The following is a 20,181-nucleotide window of genomic DNA, read 5'->3' as shown; positions in this document are numbered from 1 at the left end:
GCGTCCGTCGGCACAACCGCTTTTCACGTGGAGACCGTGGGTCCGGTCGTGAGCGGATCGACCGCCGGTACGTCCGCCGAACGCGCGGCCCGTGCCCTGTTGAAGGAAATCGCGGCGGAGCGCGAGCTCCCGTTCGATCCAGCGGCCGTGCCGATCGCGGACGCGGACGTGCTGCAGGGGCTCTCGCCCGCGGTTCGGCGATGGTGGGTCGAGCGGTTCGCGCCGCACATCGCCGAAAACGGCGGCTTCTTCACGCCGCCACAGCGCGAGGCGATCCCACACGTGAAAGCTGGGCGAAACTGCCTCGTCGCCTCCCCTACGGGCAGCGGAAAGACCCTCGCGGCGTTCACCGCGGTGCTCGATGACCTCTTCCTCCGCGAACGCGACGGGGGGTTGGCCGAGGGGGTCCACTGTCTGTACGTCTCGCCGCTCAAGTCGCTCGCGAACGACATCGAGCGCAACCTCGCCGCGCCGCTTTCAGGGATCGCCGAGGAGTTGGCCGCGGACGGCCAGGAGACGACGGTACGACAGGCGATCCGCCACGGCGACACGAGTTCCGCGGAGCGTCAGGCGATGGTCGAAATCCCCCCACACGTCCTCAACACGACGCCGGAAACGCTCGCGATCCTGTTGAACGCCCCGAAGTTCAGCGAACACCTCCGAACGGTCCGCTACGTCGTCGTCGACGAGATACACGCGCTCGCGGCCGGAAAGCGGGGAACCCACCTCGCGGTCTCACTGGAGCGGTTGGAGGACCTCACCGAGGAGTCGCCGACGCGGATCGGCTGTTCGGCGACCGTCGAGCCGCTCCCGGAGATCGCCTCGTTCCTGGTCGGCCGCGAGCGCGTCTCGGGCGAGGTCGGCGACCCCGACGGGTTCGCCGCCCGCCCGTGTGAGCTGGTCGATACCCGATTCGTCCGCGAGTTCGACCTCGAACTACGGACGCCCGCCGCCGACCTCATCCACACGCCACGGTCGGTGATCACCGATCGCTTTTATGATGCGCTCGACGGGCTCATCGACGACCACGAGAACACGCTCGTCTTCACGAACTCCCGATCGGGCGCCGAACGGGTCCTGCGTGATCTCCGCGAGCGATACGACTACGACGAATCGAACTCGGGGTGTCATCACGGGAGCCTCTCACAGGCACAGCGGCTGCGCGTCGAGGAGGGACTCAAGGACGGCAGCCTCGATGTCGTCACGACCTCGAAGAGCCTCGAACTCGGGATCGACATGCCACACCTCGACCTCGTCGTGCAGGTGGGCTCGCCGAAGTCGGTCGCCGCCCTGCTCCAGCGGGTCGGGCGGGCCGGTCACAGCCCCGGTGAGACCGTCGAGGGACGGATATTTGCGCTCGACCGCGACGAACTCACGGAGTGCGCCACGATGCTCGCGTGCGCCGAAGAGGGCTTCATCGATCGCGTCTTTCCGCCGATGGGCGCCTACGATGTCGCCGCCCAGCACGTCTACGGAATGGCGATACGCGACGTCCGTCCGGATCGGGAGGTTCGTGAGACGCTCAGGCGTGCCTATCCCTATCGGGCGTTTGGAAGCGAGGCGTACGACACGCTCATGCGGTATCTCACCGCGGCGTACGAGGGGCTCGAATCGAAGCACGTCTATCCCAAGGTGTGGCGTGATGAAAACGACCCACCGGACGGCGCCCATCATCACGAGGGATTTCCCGTCGGCGAGACGCTCGTCGGCAAGCGGGGACGACTCGCCCGCGTTATTTATATGACGAACATCGGAACGATCCCCGACTCGTTCACCTGTGACGTGTTCACTCGGAACGACGAGTGGGTCGGGACGCTCGATGAGACCTATCTCGACACCATCGAGCCGGGCGACGTCTTCGCGCTCGGCGGCGAACGGCTCGCGTTCCGGTATCGACGTGGGTCGAAAGTGTACGTCGACCGCACGGACGAGCGCCCGAACGTTCCCTCGTGGTACGCCGAACGCCTCCCGCTCTCGTTCGACCTCGGGCGTGAAGTGCTCGCGTTTCGCGATGAGCTTCTGAGGCGTGCCGACGCAGGTGGGCCCCCGGCCGTCCGCGCCTGGCTCCGTGACCTCCCGCTCGATGGCAACGCGGTCCGGGCGCTCTCACGCATCTACGACGAGCAGATCCGCTATGCCGGCACGGAGTCCGTCTCGACGCCCGACCGGATCGTCGTCGAGGAGGAGCTGGATCGGGCCGCATATAAACGACGGTTCTACGTCCACACCTACTACGGACGGCGGTTCAACGACGGGCTCTCGCGGCTCGTCGCTGCAGCCTGTGCGGAGCGCACGAACGCCAACGTCGCGGTCGCCGTCGCCGACGACGGGTTCAGCATCGCGTTGCCGCTCAACCGTAAGGTGGACGTCGCCGCGATCCTTCGCGAACTCGATCCGGAGACCGTCCGGGCGGACCTTCGGGAAGCGCTCGCCGACACGGATCTCTTAAAACGGTACTTCCGGATCAACGCCGGCCGCTCGCTCATGATCTTGAAACGCTACAAGGGATACGAAAAGAGCGCGGCCGAACAGCAGGTCTCCGCGGAGATGCTCCTCTCGTTCGCGGAGGGACTCGATGACTTCGCGGTCATGGAGGAGACCTATCGCGAGCTGTTGGAGGACCGGCTCGACATCGCGGGCATTCGCTCGGTGATCGAGTCGGTCGCGGCGGGTGAGACGACCGTCGTCGAGTACACCGTCGACTCGCCCTCGCCGCTCTCGTTCGGGCTGGCGACGCTCGTCGACTCCGACGTCGTCCTTGCCGACGATCAGTCAGCCGTCCTCCGGGAGTTCCACGCCCGCGTGAGCGAGGAGATCGGCGAGGAGCCGCCGGCGGGGACCGCCGTGGAGGACGAGTGATCGCGGGGTGTGACACACCGGCGCGCCCGGGTCACTTGGGCGGTCGACCGAGGTCGTCGGCGAATCGACGCGGGGCGCGTGTCCAGTCGTAGCCCTCGAATCGGAGCGACGGCTTCGAGCCCGGCGGCACCTGTTCGTACTCGTAGAGAAACGAACGGAGCCCGGAGGGGCCGCCGAAATCCCCGATGAACCAGAGACAGACCCGTGGCAGATGGACACTGTTCGCGTCGGCGTCGTACGTGACGGAGCGGTCGAGCGCTGCCGCCGTGGCGTCGGTGAGCACGTCATCGACGGTGTCGGGCTCGTACGCAAGGATCGCCGGACAGCTCTCCGCCCCACAGTTGAGCGCGAAGTGGATACGTGGGTCCGGGGTGAGCCGATACTCGCGGGACCAGCCACACCGGGCGAGTCTCGGGAGATAGCCGAGCCCGTACTTCGATCGTTGTCCGCGCAGGATCCCGTGTTCGATGTCGTCAAGGCACATGTCGACGCCGGCGACCGTGATCGCCGTCGTCGTGAAAAAGCGCCGTCGGCGCCCGAACAACTCGGGTTGGTCGGCCAACAACAGCTGTGTCGCGGCGTTATACACGTTCAACCAGAACGCGAGCGCGACCCGCCGGTTCTCACGGAGCGGGGTGAGCTTCCGTTCGGAGAGGTCGGCAAGCCGCCGGCGGATCGGGTCGACCGATTCCTCCCGTCGGACGCCTTCGAGCAACCGACGCGAAAGCGTCGCCGGGGAGGGATCCGACTCCGACCGCTCGGGAGCTCGCGCCATTGGATCCGGTATGGATACGGGCGACAAAACGGTTGTGCGCCGACCGGCGGTCGTCACTACTCATCAAAGCTCCAGAACCCTCAGCCCATCCCGACCCACCACCACGCGAACGTCGTTGCCGCCGCGAGCACGACCATCGCCGCGACCGCGGGCAACGGCGTCCGCCGTCGGGTGAGCGTGATCCAGCCCCATATCAGGAAGGGGACCGCCGGAAGGTGTGCGAGCGCGACGAAGTCGGGGATGTGCCCGGCACTTCGGAGGAGGATCACGGAGAGAGCCGAAGCAACCGCACACACGACATACGCCGACCTGAGCCGCGGCCGCGACCATCGCACCGCGAGCGTTCGCTTCCCGACCGCCGCATCCGCCCGTCGATCGGGCCAGTGGACCGCGAGCAGGTTACAGCCGATGACGAGCGTGAACGGCACGACCGCCAGCGCGGCGGGGACCGTCGGCCTCGCCACGACCGCGACGCCATAGACGGGCACACAGAGGCCGCCGAGGACCATGTTGACCGGCTCGCCGACTCCTCGCCTGATAAGCGCGATCGGCGGCAACGAATAGGCGAGCCCGAAGATGAGCATGGCGACAAGCAGGGCGGCCGCGAGCGGGCAAATGACGCCCGTCAACGTGCCGCCGGCGACCGTCGCGAGGGCGACGATGGACGCGCCGGCGGTCGCCCGGCCGAGGATCGATGCCGGAAGGCCGGTGTCGACCAGCGCGCCGCTGCCGCCCGAAAAGGGGGTCCGCTCCGTGAGCGCGTCGGTGTCCACGTCGGCGTACTCGTTCCCGTAGTGGACCGCGGTTGCGACGAGGAGAAGCGCGGCGGCACCGACGAGTGCTTGGCGGAGGGGTTCGGGGGAACGGAGGTCGGCCCACGTGGACGCGGACGCGCCGCCGGCGACGACGGGCGACCCCGCGGTCGACATGCCGATGCCGAGGAGATACAAAAGCAGGATGAGCGCGAGTTGGCTCGGACGGCTCGCCGCCCAGAGGGTCCAGATGCGGGGCGTACGGGCGGCGAGCCGGGAACCGATCATCGACAGATACATTGTGTTCGTCCCGTGAGGGTTAGCTCTTCGTTTCCTGTCCGCCGGGCGAACCGCTCCGGGCCGGTCGATGCCACCACGAGGCTCTTGTCCGAGCATTCCATAGCCCAGATATGAGCCGACGTGCGGCCGAAGCGGGGTTTCGGCGGTTTCTCGATCCGACGATGGAGGCGGTCCGACGGGAGTTCAGCGTCGGGCGCGCGCTCCGGGGAACGGGGCTCGGCCCGGGAGGGCACGTCGTCGACCGGCTTCGGAGGAACGCCGACACGCTGGAACGCCGGCTCGTCGAGCCGGAGTTCGACCGCTATCGGGAACGGTCGCTCGATCAGTTCGGGGTCCTGCTCGATGCGGTCGAACGGGGGGACTCGATCGAGTCGGTCGAGTCGCAACTGCTCGCGCACGACAGCTACGTCGAGGCGCTCGACCCGTCGGTCACGGCGACACGGCGGGCGGCCGTGACCGAGGCAATCCTCGAACGGTTGGACCGGCTCGGTCGGGGCATCGAACCGATCGTCGAGCGACCCGAGGACGACTTCTGGGCGGCGACCGTCGCGGCCATGGACCGGCCGGAGGCGCTCTCGTTGGTCGAGGACGCGTTCCCGTTCACCGGCCCGCTGCGAAGCCATCGGTCGTGTTTTTGTTTCGAGGTGCGTGCCGACCCGAACGAGCTGCTCGACAGCCCGTTTCTGCCCACGTTGCCGGCTGTGCAGATCGAGTACACGTCGGAGGCGATCCGGGCGATGACCCGGGCGGAACGGCAGGTTATCGCGGCGGTCAAACGGGAGGTCGAGGAGCGATTCGAGGCGTCGGACGGAGGGTGAAGGCTTTGTCCGTGAGGGCGCTACGGTGGACATGACCGAGACGATCCCGGCGTTTTCGCTGCCGAACGTCGGCCCCGGGCCGGACCCGTTTTCGATCGCGACGCTGGACGAGGAGGTCGAGTTCGTGGTCCTGTTCTTCCAGCGGGATCACTACTGTACGAACTGCCGCGAGCAGGTACAGGCGGTCGCGGAGCGGTACGGGGAGTTCACGGCGCGTCACGCCGAGGTCGTCTCCATCGTCCCGGAGCCTCGCGAGCGGCTGGAATCCTGGCAGGAACAGTACGACCTTCCATATCCGCTGTTGGCCGATCCGGATGCGTCGATCGGCGACGCCTACGATCAGCCGGTTCGCTTCGGCATCCTCGGCAAACTCAGCGACTTTTTCGGCCGGATGCCGAAGGTCTGTATCGTCGATATACGCGGCGAGGAGCCGGAAATCGCGTACGTCTACGACAGCACCTCCACGTTCGATCGGCCCGAGATCGAGGAGGTCCTCTCGGAGCTCGACGAGCTGCGTGGGTAGAAAAACGACTGAGGATCGCTCGATCTGTGGGTCGAACTCGGCGCGTCTGTCGGCGGCGGCATGCCTGCCGAACTCGGCGCGTAGGCCGATCAGCGGATCGCCCGGCGGCGACGGAGGGTTCCAACGGCGTGGACGGCGGCGACGTACCCGACCCCCAGCAGCGCGGCCGTCACGACCCGGAGCAGGAGGCCGTCGGGTCCGAACGCGACCGTCAGCACGTACGCGGCGCTCCCGACGAGCAGCGCGTACGCCACCATGCGTGGCGCACCGATGTCGGCGGGCCGCTGCGGTCCGGGACCGGACATGTCGCCCCCGAGGGGAGGGCCCCTTTTATACGCCACGATAGCCGTCGACGCTCACGCCGGCGTCAACAGCGTGTGGATACCATCAGGGACGACGAGCACGCGCGATCCGGGCTCCAGCGCGTCGACCACGTCGTCGTGGGCGGTCATGAGACACTCCTCGACGACCTCGGGTCGGTCGCTGTTGGTCACGTGAATGGGGTTGCGACGGAGCGCGCGCGCAAGGACGAACGCCCGCTGGGCGCCCGCCTCATACCCCTGCCGCATCTCCGCATATAACGCCTCGGGGCTCGTCGCCGAGCGCAGCCACTCGTGGAACCGGCGCTCGCCGGTCCCCTCGCCGGCCCCCTCGGGAATACGGGCGGGGACGACGACCCGGCCACCGGCACGGACCGGATTGTGCGGGCCGAGACAGCAGTAGGTCGCCGCCCGGCTCGCCTGATAGAGGTTGGCGTCCTTCGGCGCGTGGACACAGGTGATCGCGGCATCGAAGGTTCCCTCGACGGGTGCGGCGACCGCCTCAAGGCCCACGGCGGCGAGCTCCTTGACCACCGCACGGGGCCGACCGGCGCTCACCCCGACGACCCCCTCGGCCGTGCCGGCCACGTTGATACAGAAGTCGGGGCCGGCGAGGTCGCCCGCGCGATCAAGCGTCTCGCGAAACGGATTGTTTTCGATCCGACCCAACCGGACGTCCGGCGAGGAGAGCAGGTCGGGCCCGTGGGTGTAGCGGATGATCGACTCCGAGCCCGCGCCGATGACGACCGTTTTCGCGCCGCCCGAAAAACCCGCATACTGGTGCGGCTCGACCATACCGGTCGCGAGAACGAGGTCGGCCGAGGCGACCGCGGGATGGACCTCGATCGGGATCGATTCGTGGTCGGCGGCCACCGGCTCACCGGTATCGCCATCACCACCCGCGAACGACTCGACTGCAAGTTCACCGACCGTCACCGTCGCCGCCGGATCGTGGTTGACGGCGAGGTCGGCGTGGTCGCCGAGTCCCTCGCGGATCTCGGCGTCCGTCATCGGGCGGTGAAGGCCCAACCCGAGCACGACCGTGAGGTTCTCGCGGGGGACCGAAACCCGCTCCAACAGCGCGTCGAGGAGGACGTCATCGGGGGTGTCACGGGTGACGTCGGTGACGACGATGGCGACGGTTTCGGCGTCCGCCGCCAACGATTCGAGCGAGGGGCCGTGTGGGGCATCGAGGGCGGCGGTCGCGGCTGTTCGAACGTCCACCGGATCGATCGGCGGCGGTTCGGCCACGGTCGTCTCGTACGCGGAGAGGTCGGCCTCGATCCGCCCATCGCCGAAGGGAAGTTGCATGGGTGGCCGTCGCCGGCGGGATCACATAGCCTTGGCGGCGGGTTCACACTGACGGGGAACCGCGGGTTCGGTGCCACGACCCGAGACGGAACTGGCTGACGTCAGGGGGTTAGGGCGTGTTGGGGATCGGATCCGGAAGCCCCTCGAGAACGAGAAGGGTGTAATAAAGCAGCATGGCCAGTCCGAGCACCGAGATAACGACTAAAAAGAACAGGATGGCCCGCTCGTCGCTTCGGACGATCGCCCGTCTGGCCGCCAGAAACGACTCGAACCACCCCTTCAGCCACATGGTCGCGTGACGATACGCCCCGAGGGATAAAAACGATCGGGCGTCGACGACCGCCCACCTCGACCACCCTCGCCTCGCGTGTAGCCGGACCCCGGCGTGACGGCCACCAAACGTTATGCACATCCGTGTGTATCGAAACCGCTCCGAAACGGTTTTTGCCCACGACTCCGCACCGACGGGTAATGACGGCATACACCGCGACCGTGACGGTCCGGCTGAAGCGGGGCGTGCTCGACCCCGAGGCGGAGACGACCCGACGGGCGCTCGAACGGCTCGGGTTCGAGCTGGCCGGGCTCCGGTCGGCCGACCGGTTCGACATCGACCTCGAGGCGGAAGACGCCGACGAGGCCGCCGACCGCGCCGAGGAGATGGCCGAACGACTCCTCGCCAACCCGACGATCCACGATTACGAGGTCGCGGTCGCCGAGAAATGACGGTCGCCGTCGTGCAGTTCGGCGGATCGAACTGCGATCGGGACGCCGTCCGCGCGCTCTCACATCTCGGCGTCGACGCCGAGCGGGTCTGGCACGAGGACGGCCTTCCCCCGGACCTTGACGGGATCGTGCTCCCGGGCGGGTTCTCCTACGGCGATTACCTGCGCGCTGGCGCGATGGCCGCCCGTGCCCCGATCATGGCCGCGGTCAGGGACGCCGCCGAGGAGGGGGTCCCCGTCCTCGGCGTCTGTAACGGCGCACAGATCGGCTCGGAGTCGGGGCTGACCCCCGGGGCGTTCACGACGAACGCCTCCGCCCGGTTCCAGTGTGAGCCCGTGTCCCTCCGCGTCGAGCGCGCCGACACGCCCTGGACGCGTGCGTACGACGAGGGCGAGGTGATCGAGGTCCCGATCGCACACGGCGAGGGCCGGTTCGAGATCGACGACGACGCTTACGAGGACCTCGTCGCCGACGATCGTGTGCTCTTTCGCTACTGTGACGCCGACGGGACCGTCACCGACGAGGCCAACCCGAACGGCTCCACCGGCAACGTCGCCGGCGTCCTCGGCGAGCGTGAGACGGTCGCCGTGCTGATGCCCCACCCCGAGCGCGCAACCCTTCCGGACGTCGCGGGGAGCACCGACGGCGAGGGCGTGCTTCGGGCGTTCGTCTAAGATCGGGGGTCCGTCCGTGACCGAGGAGACTTCCGGAGTGACGTTCGGATCGCTATTCGACCGTGCCGCCGCGTACGACGTCGACGAGGCGGCGATCCGCCAAGCGCTCACCTCGTATCGGGAGTCCGACGCCTCACAAGGGGTGGACGAAGGGAACGGGACGCCTGCGGCGGACCCGCCATCGACCCCACCGACGCCGAGCCCCGCCCGTGTCGTCGCCGACGCGGACGTGCTCGCGGCCGACCTGTTCCTCGATGGGCCAGCTCGTGAGGCACTCGATCAGCTCCGCAGCCACTCGTGGACGACGGTGGTCGCGAGCGACGTGTTGATCGCGGACGCCACGGCGATGGTCGAAACCCTCGGGGACGCCGCGCTCGCAGGCGACTGGCGGGAACGAATGGAGCGCTGGCGTGAGCCGGTCACCCACCCGCCCGGCGATCATCCGGCGCTGGCATCGGCGTATCGCGGCGGCGCGATGCAGGTCATCAGCGACGACCCCGCACTCACCCGGCCGGGAACGGCCGCCGGGTTACAGGGGGCGATGCCCGTGAGCGTCCGCGATCCACGGGCGTTCGCGACCGTCTTCTCGCCCGAACGGTTGTATCCGGAGGTCGGCGAGGGTGAGTACCCGGGGCCCGACCGCGACCCCCGGGAGTAAGGGAACGTTATTCGGGCACCTCCCGGTCGGCGTACCACTCGGCGAACTTCTCCAAGGCCCGTCCGCGGTGTGAGACGGCGTTCTTCCGCTCGGTGTCCATCTCCGCGAACGTCTCCCCGCCGTGTTCGAAGATCGGGTCGTAGCCGAACCCACCCGTTCCTCGTGGGGCGACGATCCGGCCGGGAACGTACCCCTCGAAGAGCTTGACCGGGAGCGGGTCCGCAGCTCGGGCGGCTGCCGGTGAGCCGTCACTGGCGGTAGCTTCACCGGCGTCGCTGCTTCCGGGTCCAGCCGCGGCCGCCGCGACGCGGTCGTTCCGGTCGATCGGGTCCGGGCTGGCGGCGAACGCCCCGCCATCACAGTAGGCGAGCGTACAGCGGAAGGCGGCTCGCGTGTCCGGGAGCGTGTCGGCGAGCGCGGCGACACGCTCGATCCCCAACGTCTCCTCGACGAACGCGGAGTACGGACCGGGAAAGCCATTCAACGCATCGATAAAGAGGCCGGCATCGTCGACGAGCACGGGCTCGCCGGCATGACGGAACGCCTCGCGGGCACCCTGCGCGGCTATCGGTCCGAGTTCGTCCGCCTGGATCTCCGGATAGTCGAAATCGAGCTGGCGGACGGTTCCATCGGTGAGATAGCTCTCGGCCTCCCGAACCTTCCCCTCGTTCGTCGTGACGTATCTGAGCATGGTCGCTCTCGGGGGTGGCGTCAGGAATAGCCGTCGGTACGATTTTATCGCTCGGGGGGCGTGTGTGGGGTATGTCGTCCCTCCCGACGTTCGAAAAGAAGCGGCTCATCGGCCTCCTCGGCGTCCTCTCGTTCGGACTGACGTCGCTGTTCGCCGTCCTCGGATTCAACGCGCTCGTCCCCGTCACGTTCGTGATCGGTTTTTTCATCCTCATTCCCCTCGTGCTCGTCCTCGGCGAGGATTTCCCGCTCGTCGAATCCACGGCCGAGGGAACCGAAGCCGCCGAGAAGGATCCGGTCGCGACGCTCCGACGACGGTATGCGACCGGCGAGATCGACGAACGGGAGTTTGAACGACGGCTCGACCGGCTTCTTGAGACCGAAGAGCTGTCGGGTGATCGGTCCACGACCGAGCGGAACCGCCACACCGACGAGACCGACCGCATGCGCCACACCGACGAGACCGGCCGGGAGTACGAGTTCGAGTAACTGGTCCGTCGATCCCAACGGACACCCTCTTAAGCGTCGACCGACAGGGACGGACGGAGATGCTGATCGCCGGAACCGTCATCGCCGACGCCGACACGGTCATCCCGAACGGAGCCGTGGTCACAGCGGACGACCGGATCGTCGCCGTGGGCGACGCGGAGACGCTTCGTGAGACCCATCCCGAGCACGAGCGACGCGAGTTCGACCTCGTCGCGCCCGGGCTCGTCGGCGGACACGTCCACTCCGTGCAGTCGCTGGGGCGCGGGATCGCCGACGACGACGCACTGTTGGAGTGGCTCTTCGAGGCCGTCCTCCCGATGGAGGCCGCGATGGACGCCCGAGCGATGCGGGCGGCCGCGGAACTCGGCTACCTCGAATGTCTTGAGTCGGGCACGACGACCGTCGTCGACCACCTCTCGGTGAACCACGCCGCGGAGGCGTTCGAGGCGGCGATCGGGATGGGGATCCGGGGACGGCTCGGGAAGGTGTTGATGGACACCGACTCACCCGACGGCCTGCAGGAGCCGACCGAGGTCGGCTTGGAGGAGAGCGAACGGCTCATCGAGCGCTATCACGGCGCGGCGAACGGTCGGGTCCGCTATGCGATCACGCCGCGGTTCGCGGTAACCTGCACGGAGGCGTGTCTCCGAGGATGTCGCGAACTCGCCAATCGACACGAGGGCGTGACGATCCACACCCACGCGAGCGAGAATTGCGACGAGATAGCAACGGTCGAGGAACGGACGGGCGAGCGGAACATCGAGTGGCTCGCTGAAGTGGGGATCGTCGGCCCGGACGTCACGCTCGCCCACTGTGTCCACACGAACGATCGCGAGCGGGAAGTCCTCGCGGAGACGGACACCGTCGTCACACACTGTCCCTCCTCGAACATGAAACTCGCCTCGGGGATCGCCCCGATACAGGACTACCTCGATCGGGGAATCACGGTCGCACTCGGCAACGACGGGCCCCCGTGTAACAACACGCTCGATCCGTTCACCGAGATGCGGCAGGCGAGTCTCCTCGGAAAGGTCGACGCACTCGACCCGACCCGGCTCCCCGCGCCGGTCGTCCTCCGGATGGCGACCGAACACGGCGCGCGGGCGGCCGGCTTCGAGCGGATCGGCGCGCTTCGGGAGGGCTACCGGGCGGACGTGATCGGCCTCACGACCGATCGGACCCGCGCGACCCCGCTTCACGACCCGATCTCACACCTCGTGTACGCCGCCCACGGCGACGACGTCATCTTCACGATGGTCGACGGGAAGGTTCGCTACGCCGATGGTGAACTGGTCGACGGCGACGCGGCGGCGATCCGGGAGCGGGCAACGAGGGAGGCCGCGCGTGTCGCGGAGGCGGCCGGCGTGGAGACCTCGTTGGAGTGACGGGGAACAACGCGTTGCCACGTCCAATCATCGAGCATGTAACTCGCGATCGTCGCCGGCGTGAGCGCGAACCCAGAGTTCGCCGATCCGCGAGAGGGTCGTCCGGTAGGACTTCCCGTGTTCCTCCTGTTCGATGTACCCTTTTCCGCCGGGTCCGAGCCGGTCGACGTTGTAGATGACCTTCGAGCGGAACGAGTCGGTGTACTCCTCGTTGAGGTCGGCCGCGAGCGTTTCCGCGAGCTCCGAGACGGAAGCGAATTCGCCGTGCTCGCCCAGAGTAAAAAGGATCAGTTCCTCGAACGGTTTGACGCTCTGAAACGAGGCGACCGGGAGCTCGACGATGTGGTTCTCCCCGATCCGCTTCGCGCCGATCGTCGTTCCCCGTTCGTCGAACTCCGCAAGGAGGTCGGTCGTCGTCCGCAGCCGTTCGTCGATCCGGTCGTCCGTCACCGAGCCCGAGTCGTGTAACTCGCCGAGGAGGTCACGGTTGGCGCGGAGCTCCTCGGCCAGTTCGGTTTCGAGGTACTTCTCGGGAGCCGTGTAGTAGGTGTGGATCCGGTCACGGTCCGCCTGTCGCTCGACCATGATCGAGTGGGCGGCGGTCGCGAACGCGAACGAGACCGGTCGTGGCATCGAGCAGACGTTGACCCAGACCTCGCGCTCCTCGTCCGCTTCCGGGGTTGCGGCGCCATCGGAGCGACGATCACCCACGTCGCCATCGAGTTCGGCGTTTATCAGATCGAAGGCGCGCTCGAAGGCGGCGTCGTAGTCGTAGACGTCCTCGAGCCGTTCACGTTCCGTCTGGGCGCCGAGGAGGTTCCGGAAGTCCTGTTCGAGCTTGCGAGCGATCTTTCGGGAGTACTCGACGTTCGCCTCGCTGCCGACGGTGCCCTCTAGGAGGATCACCCGGTCGACGTCGAACTGGTCCCGGATGAGCGGGGCGATAAGCCGGTCGTAGTCGAACCCGACCGGAACGACGTGGGTCTGCATGTATCCACCTGAACGGCCGCTGGCTTAAAAGCCGACAGCCTCGTGGACGGCGAGCGTCCGGGTGGATGATAGCGCTGGGAGGCCGAAGCGCCAAAAGCATCCGATCGTTGTCAAAATCGCTTATGTCGATATAGCCGATAGGTGTTGACACATGCCACCAGATTCCGCGGAGTTCGCTCATACCGGGATAAGCCGTAGACAGTGGCTCTCGGCGATGGGCGTCGCGGGTGTCACAGCCGCCGCCGGCTGTGCCGACGAGGGCGACCCGACGGACGACGATGACGCGGTCCCTGCCGGCGATCAAGGTGCACAGCTCGACCTCAGTCGGGATCCACCCCCGGTGGAAGGAACGTATCACGCGGTCCAAGGGTCCTCCTTCGATACGATCAACCCGCTCTACAACACAGAATCGGGTGCAGGCACGGCGATCGGATATGCCCTCGATCAAGGATACACCTTCGACGGGGAGAACGAGGTGTTCCCGTTGCTGCTCGAAACGATAGAGGATGTCGCCGGCGACGGAAGCGAGTGGCGCATCCAGTTCCGTGAGAACTTGGAGTTCAGTGATCCGTACGGGGCGTACACGGCGGACGATTACGTGTATCTAATCCAAGAGGTTCATCAAAGCGACTGGGCGAACACCGCTAACGCGACCGATTGGCAGGGGGTCGAGGTCGAAGCGACCGGGGAACTGGAGGTTCACGCACGGCTCGCCGATCCGAACATCATCTGGCCGGAAACGTTCGATCCGCTGGAGTACCCGATACCGAAGGACCTCCTCGAACCGTACGTCGCGGAGGAGGACGCAGCGGGACTTCGGGAACACGAGGAGTTACTCGACCTGTCGTTCGCGGGCAACCTCGGGCCGTACACGTTAGAGGAGTGGATCAGGGATGGAGGAACGAGGTACGTACGAAACGACGAGTACTACCTCCGTGAGGTCGGCGAGCGGAACGACGACCGCTCGCTGTTTGGGAACGCGCCGTACTTCGAGGACGCGACGATCCAGATCCTCGATGAGGAGGCGCAACGGGTGCAAGCCCTCGCACAGGGCGAGACCGACAACGTCACGCTCCCACCGGACCGCGCCCAGGAGTTCATCGAGGATGAAGAGATCATGGTGATCCTCGAGCCCACCCCGTTCAATACTATTCTGTCGGTCAACATGCGTGACAACGGGTGGACCCACGGACCGGGCAACCTGTTCACGGTGACCGCGTTTCGTCAGGCGATCGCCGCCGCCATCAACAAAGAGGAGTTCATCGAAGGGATCCTGCGGGGATTCGCCGAACCCCACTTCACGTGGCAGCCGGAGTTCTCCGAGTGGTTCCCGGAGGACCTTGAACTCACCCGATGGGGCGACCCGAACGATGGCGTGTACGGTCCGGAGGCCGCACGCCAACTCGCCGAGGAGGCGCTCGATCAGATCGACGAGGACTACAGCTACGACGGCGACGTGCTCGTTGGCCCGGAGGGGAACCAGGTAGAGCTCACCGTCCTGTACAACGCCGCCAGTGAGACCCAAGAGCTCGCCGCCGACTTCATCGCCCGTGAGTTCGAGAACAATCTCGGGATCGAGCTGGATGCCGAACCGATCGACGGGACGACGTTCTCGGAGAACTACTGGCAGGCCGAGCCCGAGCCGGGGAGCAGTACCGAGATCGACGGCGAGGAGGTCGTCTGGGAGGAACCGGCCCCACAAAACCCCGGTCCGCGGAGCGTCACCAGCGACAATGAGTGGGATCTCGCGACCATCTTCGGTCTCAACACCTATCCGCGCAACCCCATCACGAATCAGGTGTTCTTCGACGGCCCGAACAGCCAATACAATCCGGTAGGGTACTACCCCGAGTTCGACGCCGCCGGCGCGCTGCAGGGAATGCGGAACGCGGAGACCCGCGATGAACTCACGGAGGCAGCGGAGGAGTTGTTCGCTGGACTCAACGAGGAACAGCCGTACATCATGCTCGCGTTCGGCGACGACATCGAAGGCTATCAGCCGGACATCAGGGGACCGTTCGAGAACTTCAGTAGTGGATTCGACTTCGCCGGCTGGCACCGGGACGACCGGTGATCCAGCCGATGGGTTGGACGACATCCCCACCCGGATCCCTCGACAGCGTTAGTATGCGGGACCGACTGCGTTGAAATAACACACAGATGGGGCTGCTCCGATACATCCTCGCACGGACGGCATGGGCGGTAGCCGTGACGTTCATCATCGTCACGATCACGTTCCTGCTGATCGCCCTCGCGCCCGACCCGAACATCTCGCAGGCGGCGACGCAGGCCGCGCTTCAAGGGGGAGATCCGACGGAGGCCGCCCAACGTGAAGCCGAGATGCGAGGGCTCGATCAACCCCTCCATATCCGATACATCGATTTCCTCCAGGGGGTGTATACCCTCGAATGGGGCTGGTCCGACAATCGCGCACAGCCGGTCACGGAGGCGTTACTGGAGGGGATCTACTACACGGCGCAGTACTCGATCCCCTGGACGATCTTAACGATCATCATCGGCCCGATCGTCGGGCTCTATTCGGCGGCGAACATGTACTCCTGGAAGGACCACCTCGCGACCGGGTTCGCCTTCGCCGGCTGGGCGATCCCCAACTTCTTTTTCGCGCTGATCTTGGTGTTGATCTTCTCGGTCTGGTTGAACCTGTTCCCGCTCTCATACGACCCGTCAGCCCCGGTGTTCAGCCTCCAGAACGTCCACCAGCTCGTGCTCCCGGTGTTCGTGTTGGTGACGGGATCCATCGGGGCGATAATGCGTGTGTCCCGGAACGAATCCGCGGAGTTCCAGAACGCGGCGTTTATGAAGACCGCGAAAGCGAAGGGCGTGAGCCCGCTTCGGGCCTACGCCCTGCACGTGATGCGGCCGACATTGGTGCCGCTTTCGACGACGCTCGTCGGGCAGATCCTGGTGATATTTTTGGGATCCTCGCTTCTCGTGGAGATCGTCTTCGGGATCCCCGGGCTCGGCAGGATCACGTTCGATGCGTTGATCAACCAGGACACGAACCTCATCCTCGGGGCGACGCTGCTTTTCACGTTCATCGCCGTGATGGGCAACCTCGTCGAGGATATCGTGTTCACGATCTTGGACCCGCGGATCAGCTACGACGACCGATAATATGACGGGGAACGACGAATCCATCGGCGCGGACGACGTCCGAGCGACCTCGGGTTCCGCACGACGGTTCGACGAGATCGACTGGGACGACTACGAGGAACCGGGCCTCTTCTCAGTAACGCCGAGTCTCAAGATCACCCTTCTCGCCGGGTTGCCGATCGTACTTTTGGGCCTCTACGATGAGTTCGTCGTCGGGGACAGGGAAGCGACGTTCGTCAGGCTCGGTTCGGACCTCGGGCTGAGCGGGCCCTTCGAAACCCTCGGGGTGGACTTCGATCCGGGGTCGTTGGATTTCCTGTTCATGTTTACCATCGTGTTGTTCATCGCGTACGTGGGCTATCCGCTGTATCGGAACGGGCGGATGACCCGTTATTACTGGCGGGAGTTCAAACGAAACCGCCCCGCCGTGATCAGCCTCGTCTGGCTCGGACTGATCTTCGTCGGTGGGGTCCTCGGCCCGTTTCTCATCGCGATGCCGGAACAGGACCTCGCCGCCGCCTATCAACCCCCCGTGTTCGCCTCCATCGATCTCGTCCACACGACCGGGTGCGTCGGCGAGATACGCGACGGTCGGTGTTACGGGACGTGGGAGCACCCGCTGGGGACCTCCCGTGGCGGACAGGACGTCTTCGCCTCCGTCGTCCACGGGATGACGGTGACGATGCAGATCGCCTTTATTACGACCACCATCGTCGCCATCATCGGGATCACGTTCGGGACGGTGAGCGCGTATCTCGGCGGGTGGGCCGACGAGATCATGATGCGGTTTACGGACATCGTGCTCTCGTTCCCCACCTTCGTGTTCTTCTTATTGATCCTCTACATCTACGGCGCCGGGCTCGGAATGTTCATCCTCGTCTTTGCCGCGTTCGGCTGGGGGGCAACCGCACGCTACGTCCGCAGCAAGGCCCTCTCGATCTCGGAGGAGGAGTTCATCAAAGCGATCCGGATCAGCGGGGCATCGACGCCGACGATCGTTCGACGGCACGTCATCCCCAACACCGCGAGCAGCATCATCACGCAACTCACGCTGATCGTTCCCGGCTTTCTGCTCGCGGAAGCACAGCTGGCGTTCCTCGGGATCGGCGATACCGCCGTCCCGACGTGGGGGCAACTGATCTCCGCAGGACGGACCTCGATCGACTTCGCCCCATGGATCGTGTTGGCCCCGGGATTCACGCTCTTTTTGACGATCCTGGCGTTCAACTTCCTCGGGGACGCGATCCTCGATGCGATCAATCCGGAGGCGGAAGCCGAAACCGACCGATAACACACGATGACCGCAAACAGCACAACGGACGAACGGCTCGCCGACGCGGCCACGGGGGAACAGACCGATGAGCCGCTGCTGCGAGTCGAGTCGCTCACCACCGAATTCGACACCGAAAACGGGACCCTGACCGCCGTCGATGACGTGAGCTTCACCGTCGATCCCGGCGAAACCGTGTGTATCGTCGGGGAGTCCGGATCGGGAAAGACCGTCGCCACCGAGTCGATCACGCGGATCATCAACCAGCCCCCGGGACGGATCACGGGCGAGGTATGGTTCAAAGGTGAGAACATCGCGGCGTGTTCCGAGCGGACGCTTCGGGAGGTCCGCGGCGGGGAGATCGCACACGTCTTTCAAAACCCACAGGAGGCGATGAACCACTGTTTCACCGTCGGCTGGCAGATCGTCGAGGCGATCCGGATCCACGAGGACGTCCCGGAGGCGGCGGCCCGCGAGCGGGCCATCGAGCTCCTCGATAGGGTCGGGATCGACAACGCCAGCGCGCGCTTCGATGACTACCCACACGAGTTCTCCGGCGGGCAGAAACAGCGGGTGATGATCGCGATGGCGCTCGCGACGAGCCCCGACCTCCTGATCGCCGATGAACCGACGACCGCGCTCGACGTGACCGTCCAATCACAGATCCTCGACCTCCTCGCCGAGCTGCAAGGGGAGTTCGGGATGGCGATCCTCTTCGTCACACACGACCTCGGCGTCGTCGCGCAACTGGCGGACGAAGTCATCGTGATGTACGCGGGGAAGGTCATGGAGCGCGGCTCCGTCTACGATATCTTCGAGCGTCCGTCACATCCCTACACTCAGGCGCTTTTGGGCTGTCTCCCGGAATACGGGGGCGCGGGTGGCGGCATACCGGGTATCCTCCCGGATCCCACCGCACCACCTCCGGGCTGTCGGTTCGCCGATCGCTGCGAGTTCGTCGTCCCCGACTGCCGGGAGGGCGATCATCCGTCGGAGCTGCCGGCGACGGCGGCCGACCACACCGTCGCCTGCATTCATTACGGACCCGAGGGCGATGCAGGGCCGATCCGGGACGCCACGCCCGGATCCGATCGGGGGCACCGATGAGCGAGCCGATACTGTCGGTCCGAAACCTCAAGAAGCACTATCCGGTAAAGCGGGGGCTGTTCAACCGTGAAGTCGGCCGCGTCAGGGCGGTCGACGGGATCAGCTTCGATATCAAACGCGGCGAGACGCTCGGGATCGTCGGTGAATCCGGCTGTGGAAAGTCCACCGCCGCCGCGTCGATCGTCCGCTTGGAGGATCCCACATCGGGGGCGGTGATCTTTCGGGGCGGGGGCCGGACGGAGGAGTCGCCGGCGGGGACGACGCGCCCGACGAACGTCGTGGAGTTCGGCGGGAGGGAGTTGAAGCGGTTCCGCCGGGAGGCACAGATGATCTTTCAGGACCCCGCATCCAGTTTCAACCCGCGGAAACAGGTCGGCGAGTCGGTCGCGGAGCTCTTGGAAGTACACGGGATGACGGATCGGAAACAGCGTCGAGCCATCGTCGAGGACCTGCTCGAGCGCGTCGGCCTCGCGGCGAGCGATTACGAACGCTATCCACACGAGTTCTCCGGCGGGCAGAAACAACGGATAGCCATCGCCCGGGCGCTGGTGTTGAACCCGGAACTCGTGATCGCCGATGAACCCGTTTCGGCGCTCGACGTCTCGATCCAAGCGGAGATCCTCTCGTTGCTTTCGGATCTCCAGGAGGAGTTCGACCTCTCGATCCTCTTTATCAGCCACAATATGTCCGTCGTAAAACACATCTGTGACAGGGTCGCCGTGATGTATCTCGGGAAGATCGTCGAGATCGGCCCGACGGAGCGGCTCTTTACCGACCCACGACATCCCTACACGGAAGCGCTCGTTTCGGCCATTCCCACACCCGACCCTCGACGGAGGCGACGAAACATTACGTTGGAGGGGACCGTCCCGAGCCCGGCCGACCCGCCGTCCGGCTGCCGGTTCCACACGAGATGTCACCGGATCATCCAGCCGGCGGGGGTCTCGCTGCCACAGGATGGGTGGCGGCGCGTGATGCACTTCCGGGAACACGTCAGCCGCGGTGCGATAGATATCGACGGGATCAAGGAGAATACCGTCGCGGACGGATCGGAGGCGACGCCCGCTCACCTCGAAGCGCAGGTGCGCGAGGAATACGGGCTCACCGAACCCTTACCGGACGAGCGGGCGGATGAAGCGTTGGATCGAGCCATGGAGGCGCTCGTCCGCGGTAAGACCGACGAGGCTCGCTCGGTCCTCGAGGACCGTTTCACGACGCCCTGTGAGGAGACCGAGCCGGGATTCACCGAACACGACGACGATCACCGGTCCGCGTGTCTGCTTCACTCCGAGGAGTACGACACGCGGGATGTCGAGAGCGACGCCTACAGAACGGGTGACGGGTCCGACACCGGCGGCGAGGACATCAAGACCGATACCAGGGACTAGTGCCGCCGAAACCGACACCAAGGGCTCGCCGGTTT

The 20,181-nt window shown here is 66.0% G+C and carries 20 protein-coding genes; 13 read left to right on the top strand and 7 right to left on the bottom strand.

Annotation, left to right across the window (positions count from 1 at the left end; all coding sequences use genetic code 11):
- The first annotated feature begins 48 nt into the window (after nt 1-48).
- Nucleotides 49-2,859: an ATP-dependent helicase gene (locus CHB65_RS03340; RefSeq protein WP_245809892.1), complete on the top strand. Its 2,811-nt coding sequence runs from the start codon at nt 49-51 to the stop codon at nt 2,857-2,859.
- Nucleotides 2,860-2,890: 31 nt separating this feature from the next.
- Here the strand turns inward: CHB65_RS03340 and CHB65_RS03335 are convergent, their stop codons facing one another.
- A complete protein-coding gene (locus CHB65_RS03335; RefSeq protein ID WP_089383643.1) occupies nt 2,891-3,634 on the bottom strand; it encodes a DUF547 domain-containing protein in 744 nt (247 codons plus the stop codon).
- Between the two features lie 80 nt (nt 3,635-3,714).
- Complete coding sequence (locus CHB65_RS03330; protein ID WP_089383642.1) at nt 3,715-4,686, bottom strand: prenyltransferase; 972 nt, start codon at nt 4,684-4,686, stop codon at nt 3,715-3,717.
- Between the two features lie 110 nt (nt 4,687-4,796).
- Between CHB65_RS03330 and CHB65_RS03325 the strand changes: the two genes are divergently transcribed.
- A complete protein-coding gene (locus tag CHB65_RS03325; RefSeq protein WP_089383641.1) occupies nt 4,797-5,504 on the top strand; it encodes a hypothetical protein in 708 nt (235 codons plus the stop codon).
- A gap of 31 nt (nt 5,505-5,535) precedes the next feature.
- The gene (locus tag CHB65_RS03320; RefSeq protein WP_089383640.1) at nt 5,536-6,027 is read left to right on the top strand and encodes a peroxiredoxin family protein; all 492 of its coding nucleotides are present in this window, start codon (nt 5,536-5,538) and stop codon (nt 6,025-6,027) included.
- A gap of 89 nt (nt 6,028-6,116) precedes the next feature.
- Here CHB65_RS03320 and CHB65_RS03315 read toward each other — a convergent pair whose 3' ends face one another.
- The 3 genes from CHB65_RS03315 to CHB65_RS03305 form a co-directional block, all read right to left on the bottom strand.
- Nucleotides 6,117-6,332, bottom strand: coding sequence for a hypothetical protein (locus tag CHB65_RS03315; protein ID WP_089383639.1), 216 nt, complete (start codon nt 6,330-6,332; stop codon nt 6,117-6,119).
- Nucleotides 6,333-6,383: 51 nt separating this feature from the next.
- Entirely contained in the window at nt 6,384-7,658 is a 1,275-nt protein-coding gene (locus CHB65_RS03310) for a lactate racemase domain-containing protein (protein WP_089383638.1), read from the bottom strand.
- Nucleotides 7,659-7,767: 109 nt separating this feature from the next.
- Nucleotides 7,768-7,947, bottom strand: a complete 180-nt coding sequence (locus CHB65_RS03305) for a hypothetical protein (protein WP_089383637.1) — start codon at nt 7,945-7,947, stop codon at nt 7,768-7,770.
- A gap of 182 nt (nt 7,948-8,129) precedes the next feature.
- Between CHB65_RS03305 and purS the strand changes: the two genes are divergently transcribed.
- From purS to CHB65_RS03290, 3 genes are read left to right on the top strand one after another with little or no spacing between them, the layout of a single operon-like run.
- Nucleotides 8,130-8,381, top strand: a complete 252-nt coding sequence (gene purS / locus CHB65_RS03300) for a phosphoribosylformylglycinamidine synthase subunit PurS (RefSeq protein ID WP_089383636.1) — start codon at nt 8,130-8,132, stop codon at nt 8,379-8,381.
- Nucleotides 8,378-9,055, top strand: a complete 678-nt coding sequence (gene purQ / locus CHB65_RS03295) for a phosphoribosylformylglycinamidine synthase I (RefSeq protein ID WP_089383635.1) — start codon at nt 8,378-8,380, stop codon at nt 9,053-9,055. The genes purS and purQ overlap by 4 nt, the downstream gene beginning before the upstream one ends.
- A 16-nt stretch (nt 9,056-9,071) precedes the next feature.
- Nucleotides 9,072-9,713: a DUF7384 family protein gene (locus CHB65_RS03290; RefSeq protein WP_394335403.1), complete on the top strand. Its 642-nt coding sequence runs from the start codon at nt 9,072-9,074 to the stop codon at nt 9,711-9,713.
- A 7-nt stretch (nt 9,714-9,720) separates the two neighbouring features.
- On the opposite strand, the gene CHB65_RS03285 is transcribed toward CHB65_RS03290, so the two are convergent.
- Nucleotides 9,721-10,404 (bottom strand): non-canonical purine NTP pyrophosphatase, encoded by a 684-nt coding sequence (locus CHB65_RS03285; RefSeq protein ID WP_089383634.1) that lies wholly within the window; start codon nt 10,402-10,404, stop codon nt 9,721-9,723.
- Between the two features lie 71 nt (nt 10,405-10,475).
- On the opposite strand from CHB65_RS03285, the gene CHB65_RS03280 reads away from it, so the two are divergent.
- Together CHB65_RS03280 and CHB65_RS03275 are read left to right on the top strand one after the other, a co-directional pair.
- Nucleotides 10,476-10,892 (top strand): SHOCT domain-containing protein, encoded by a 417-nt coding sequence (locus tag CHB65_RS03280; RefSeq protein WP_089383633.1) that lies wholly within the window; start codon nt 10,476-10,478, stop codon nt 10,890-10,892.
- A gap of 59 nt (nt 10,893-10,951) precedes the next feature.
- Entirely contained in the window at nt 10,952-12,277 is a 1,326-nt protein-coding gene (locus tag CHB65_RS03275) for a 5'-deoxyadenosine deaminase (RefSeq protein ID WP_089383632.1), read from the top strand.
- Between the two features lie 27 nt (nt 12,278-12,304).
- Here the strand turns inward: CHB65_RS03275 and CHB65_RS03270 are convergent, their stop codons facing one another.
- Nucleotides 12,305-13,267 (bottom strand): HFX_2341 family transcriptional regulator, encoded by a 963-nt coding sequence (locus tag CHB65_RS03270; RefSeq protein WP_089383631.1) that lies wholly within the window; start codon nt 13,265-13,267, stop codon nt 12,305-12,307.
- A gap of 151 nt (nt 13,268-13,418) precedes the next feature.
- On the opposite strand from CHB65_RS03270, the gene CHB65_RS03265 reads away from it, so the two are divergent.
- From CHB65_RS03265 to CHB65_RS03245, 5 genes are all read left to right on the top strand, one after another.
- Nucleotides 13,419-15,341: an ABC transporter substrate-binding protein gene (locus tag CHB65_RS03265; protein ID WP_089383630.1), complete on the top strand. Its 1,923-nt coding sequence runs from the start codon at nt 13,419-13,421 to the stop codon at nt 15,339-15,341.
- 86 nt (nt 15,342-15,427) lie between these two features.
- Entirely contained in the window at nt 15,428-16,402 is a 975-nt protein-coding gene (locus CHB65_RS03260; RefSeq protein ID WP_089383629.1) for an ABC transporter permease, read from the top strand.
- Between the two features lies 1 nt (nt 16,403).
- Complete coding sequence (locus CHB65_RS03255; protein WP_089383628.1) at nt 16,404-17,672, top strand: ABC transporter permease; 1,269 nt, start codon at nt 16,404-16,406, stop codon at nt 17,670-17,672.
- Between the two features lie 6 nt (nt 17,673-17,678).
- A complete protein-coding gene (locus CHB65_RS03250; RefSeq protein WP_089383627.1) occupies nt 17,679-18,758 on the top strand; it encodes an ABC transporter ATP-binding protein in 1,080 nt (359 codons plus the stop codon).
- Nucleotides 18,755-20,146, top strand: coding sequence for an ABC transporter ATP-binding protein (locus CHB65_RS03245; RefSeq protein WP_089383626.1), 1,392 nt, complete (start codon nt 18,755-18,757; stop codon nt 20,144-20,146). The genes CHB65_RS03250 and CHB65_RS03245 overlap by 4 nt, the downstream gene beginning before the upstream one ends.
- Nucleotides 20,147-20,181: the final 35 nt, after the last annotated feature.

This window comes from Halorubrum vacuolatum (assembly GCF_900188065.1).
GTDB lineage: Archaea > Halobacteriota > Halobacteria > Halobacteriales > Haloferacaceae > Halorubrum > Halorubrum vacuolatum.
Note: the sequence above shows the minus strand (reverse complement) of the source record. Positions and strands in the feature narration are given on the sequence as shown.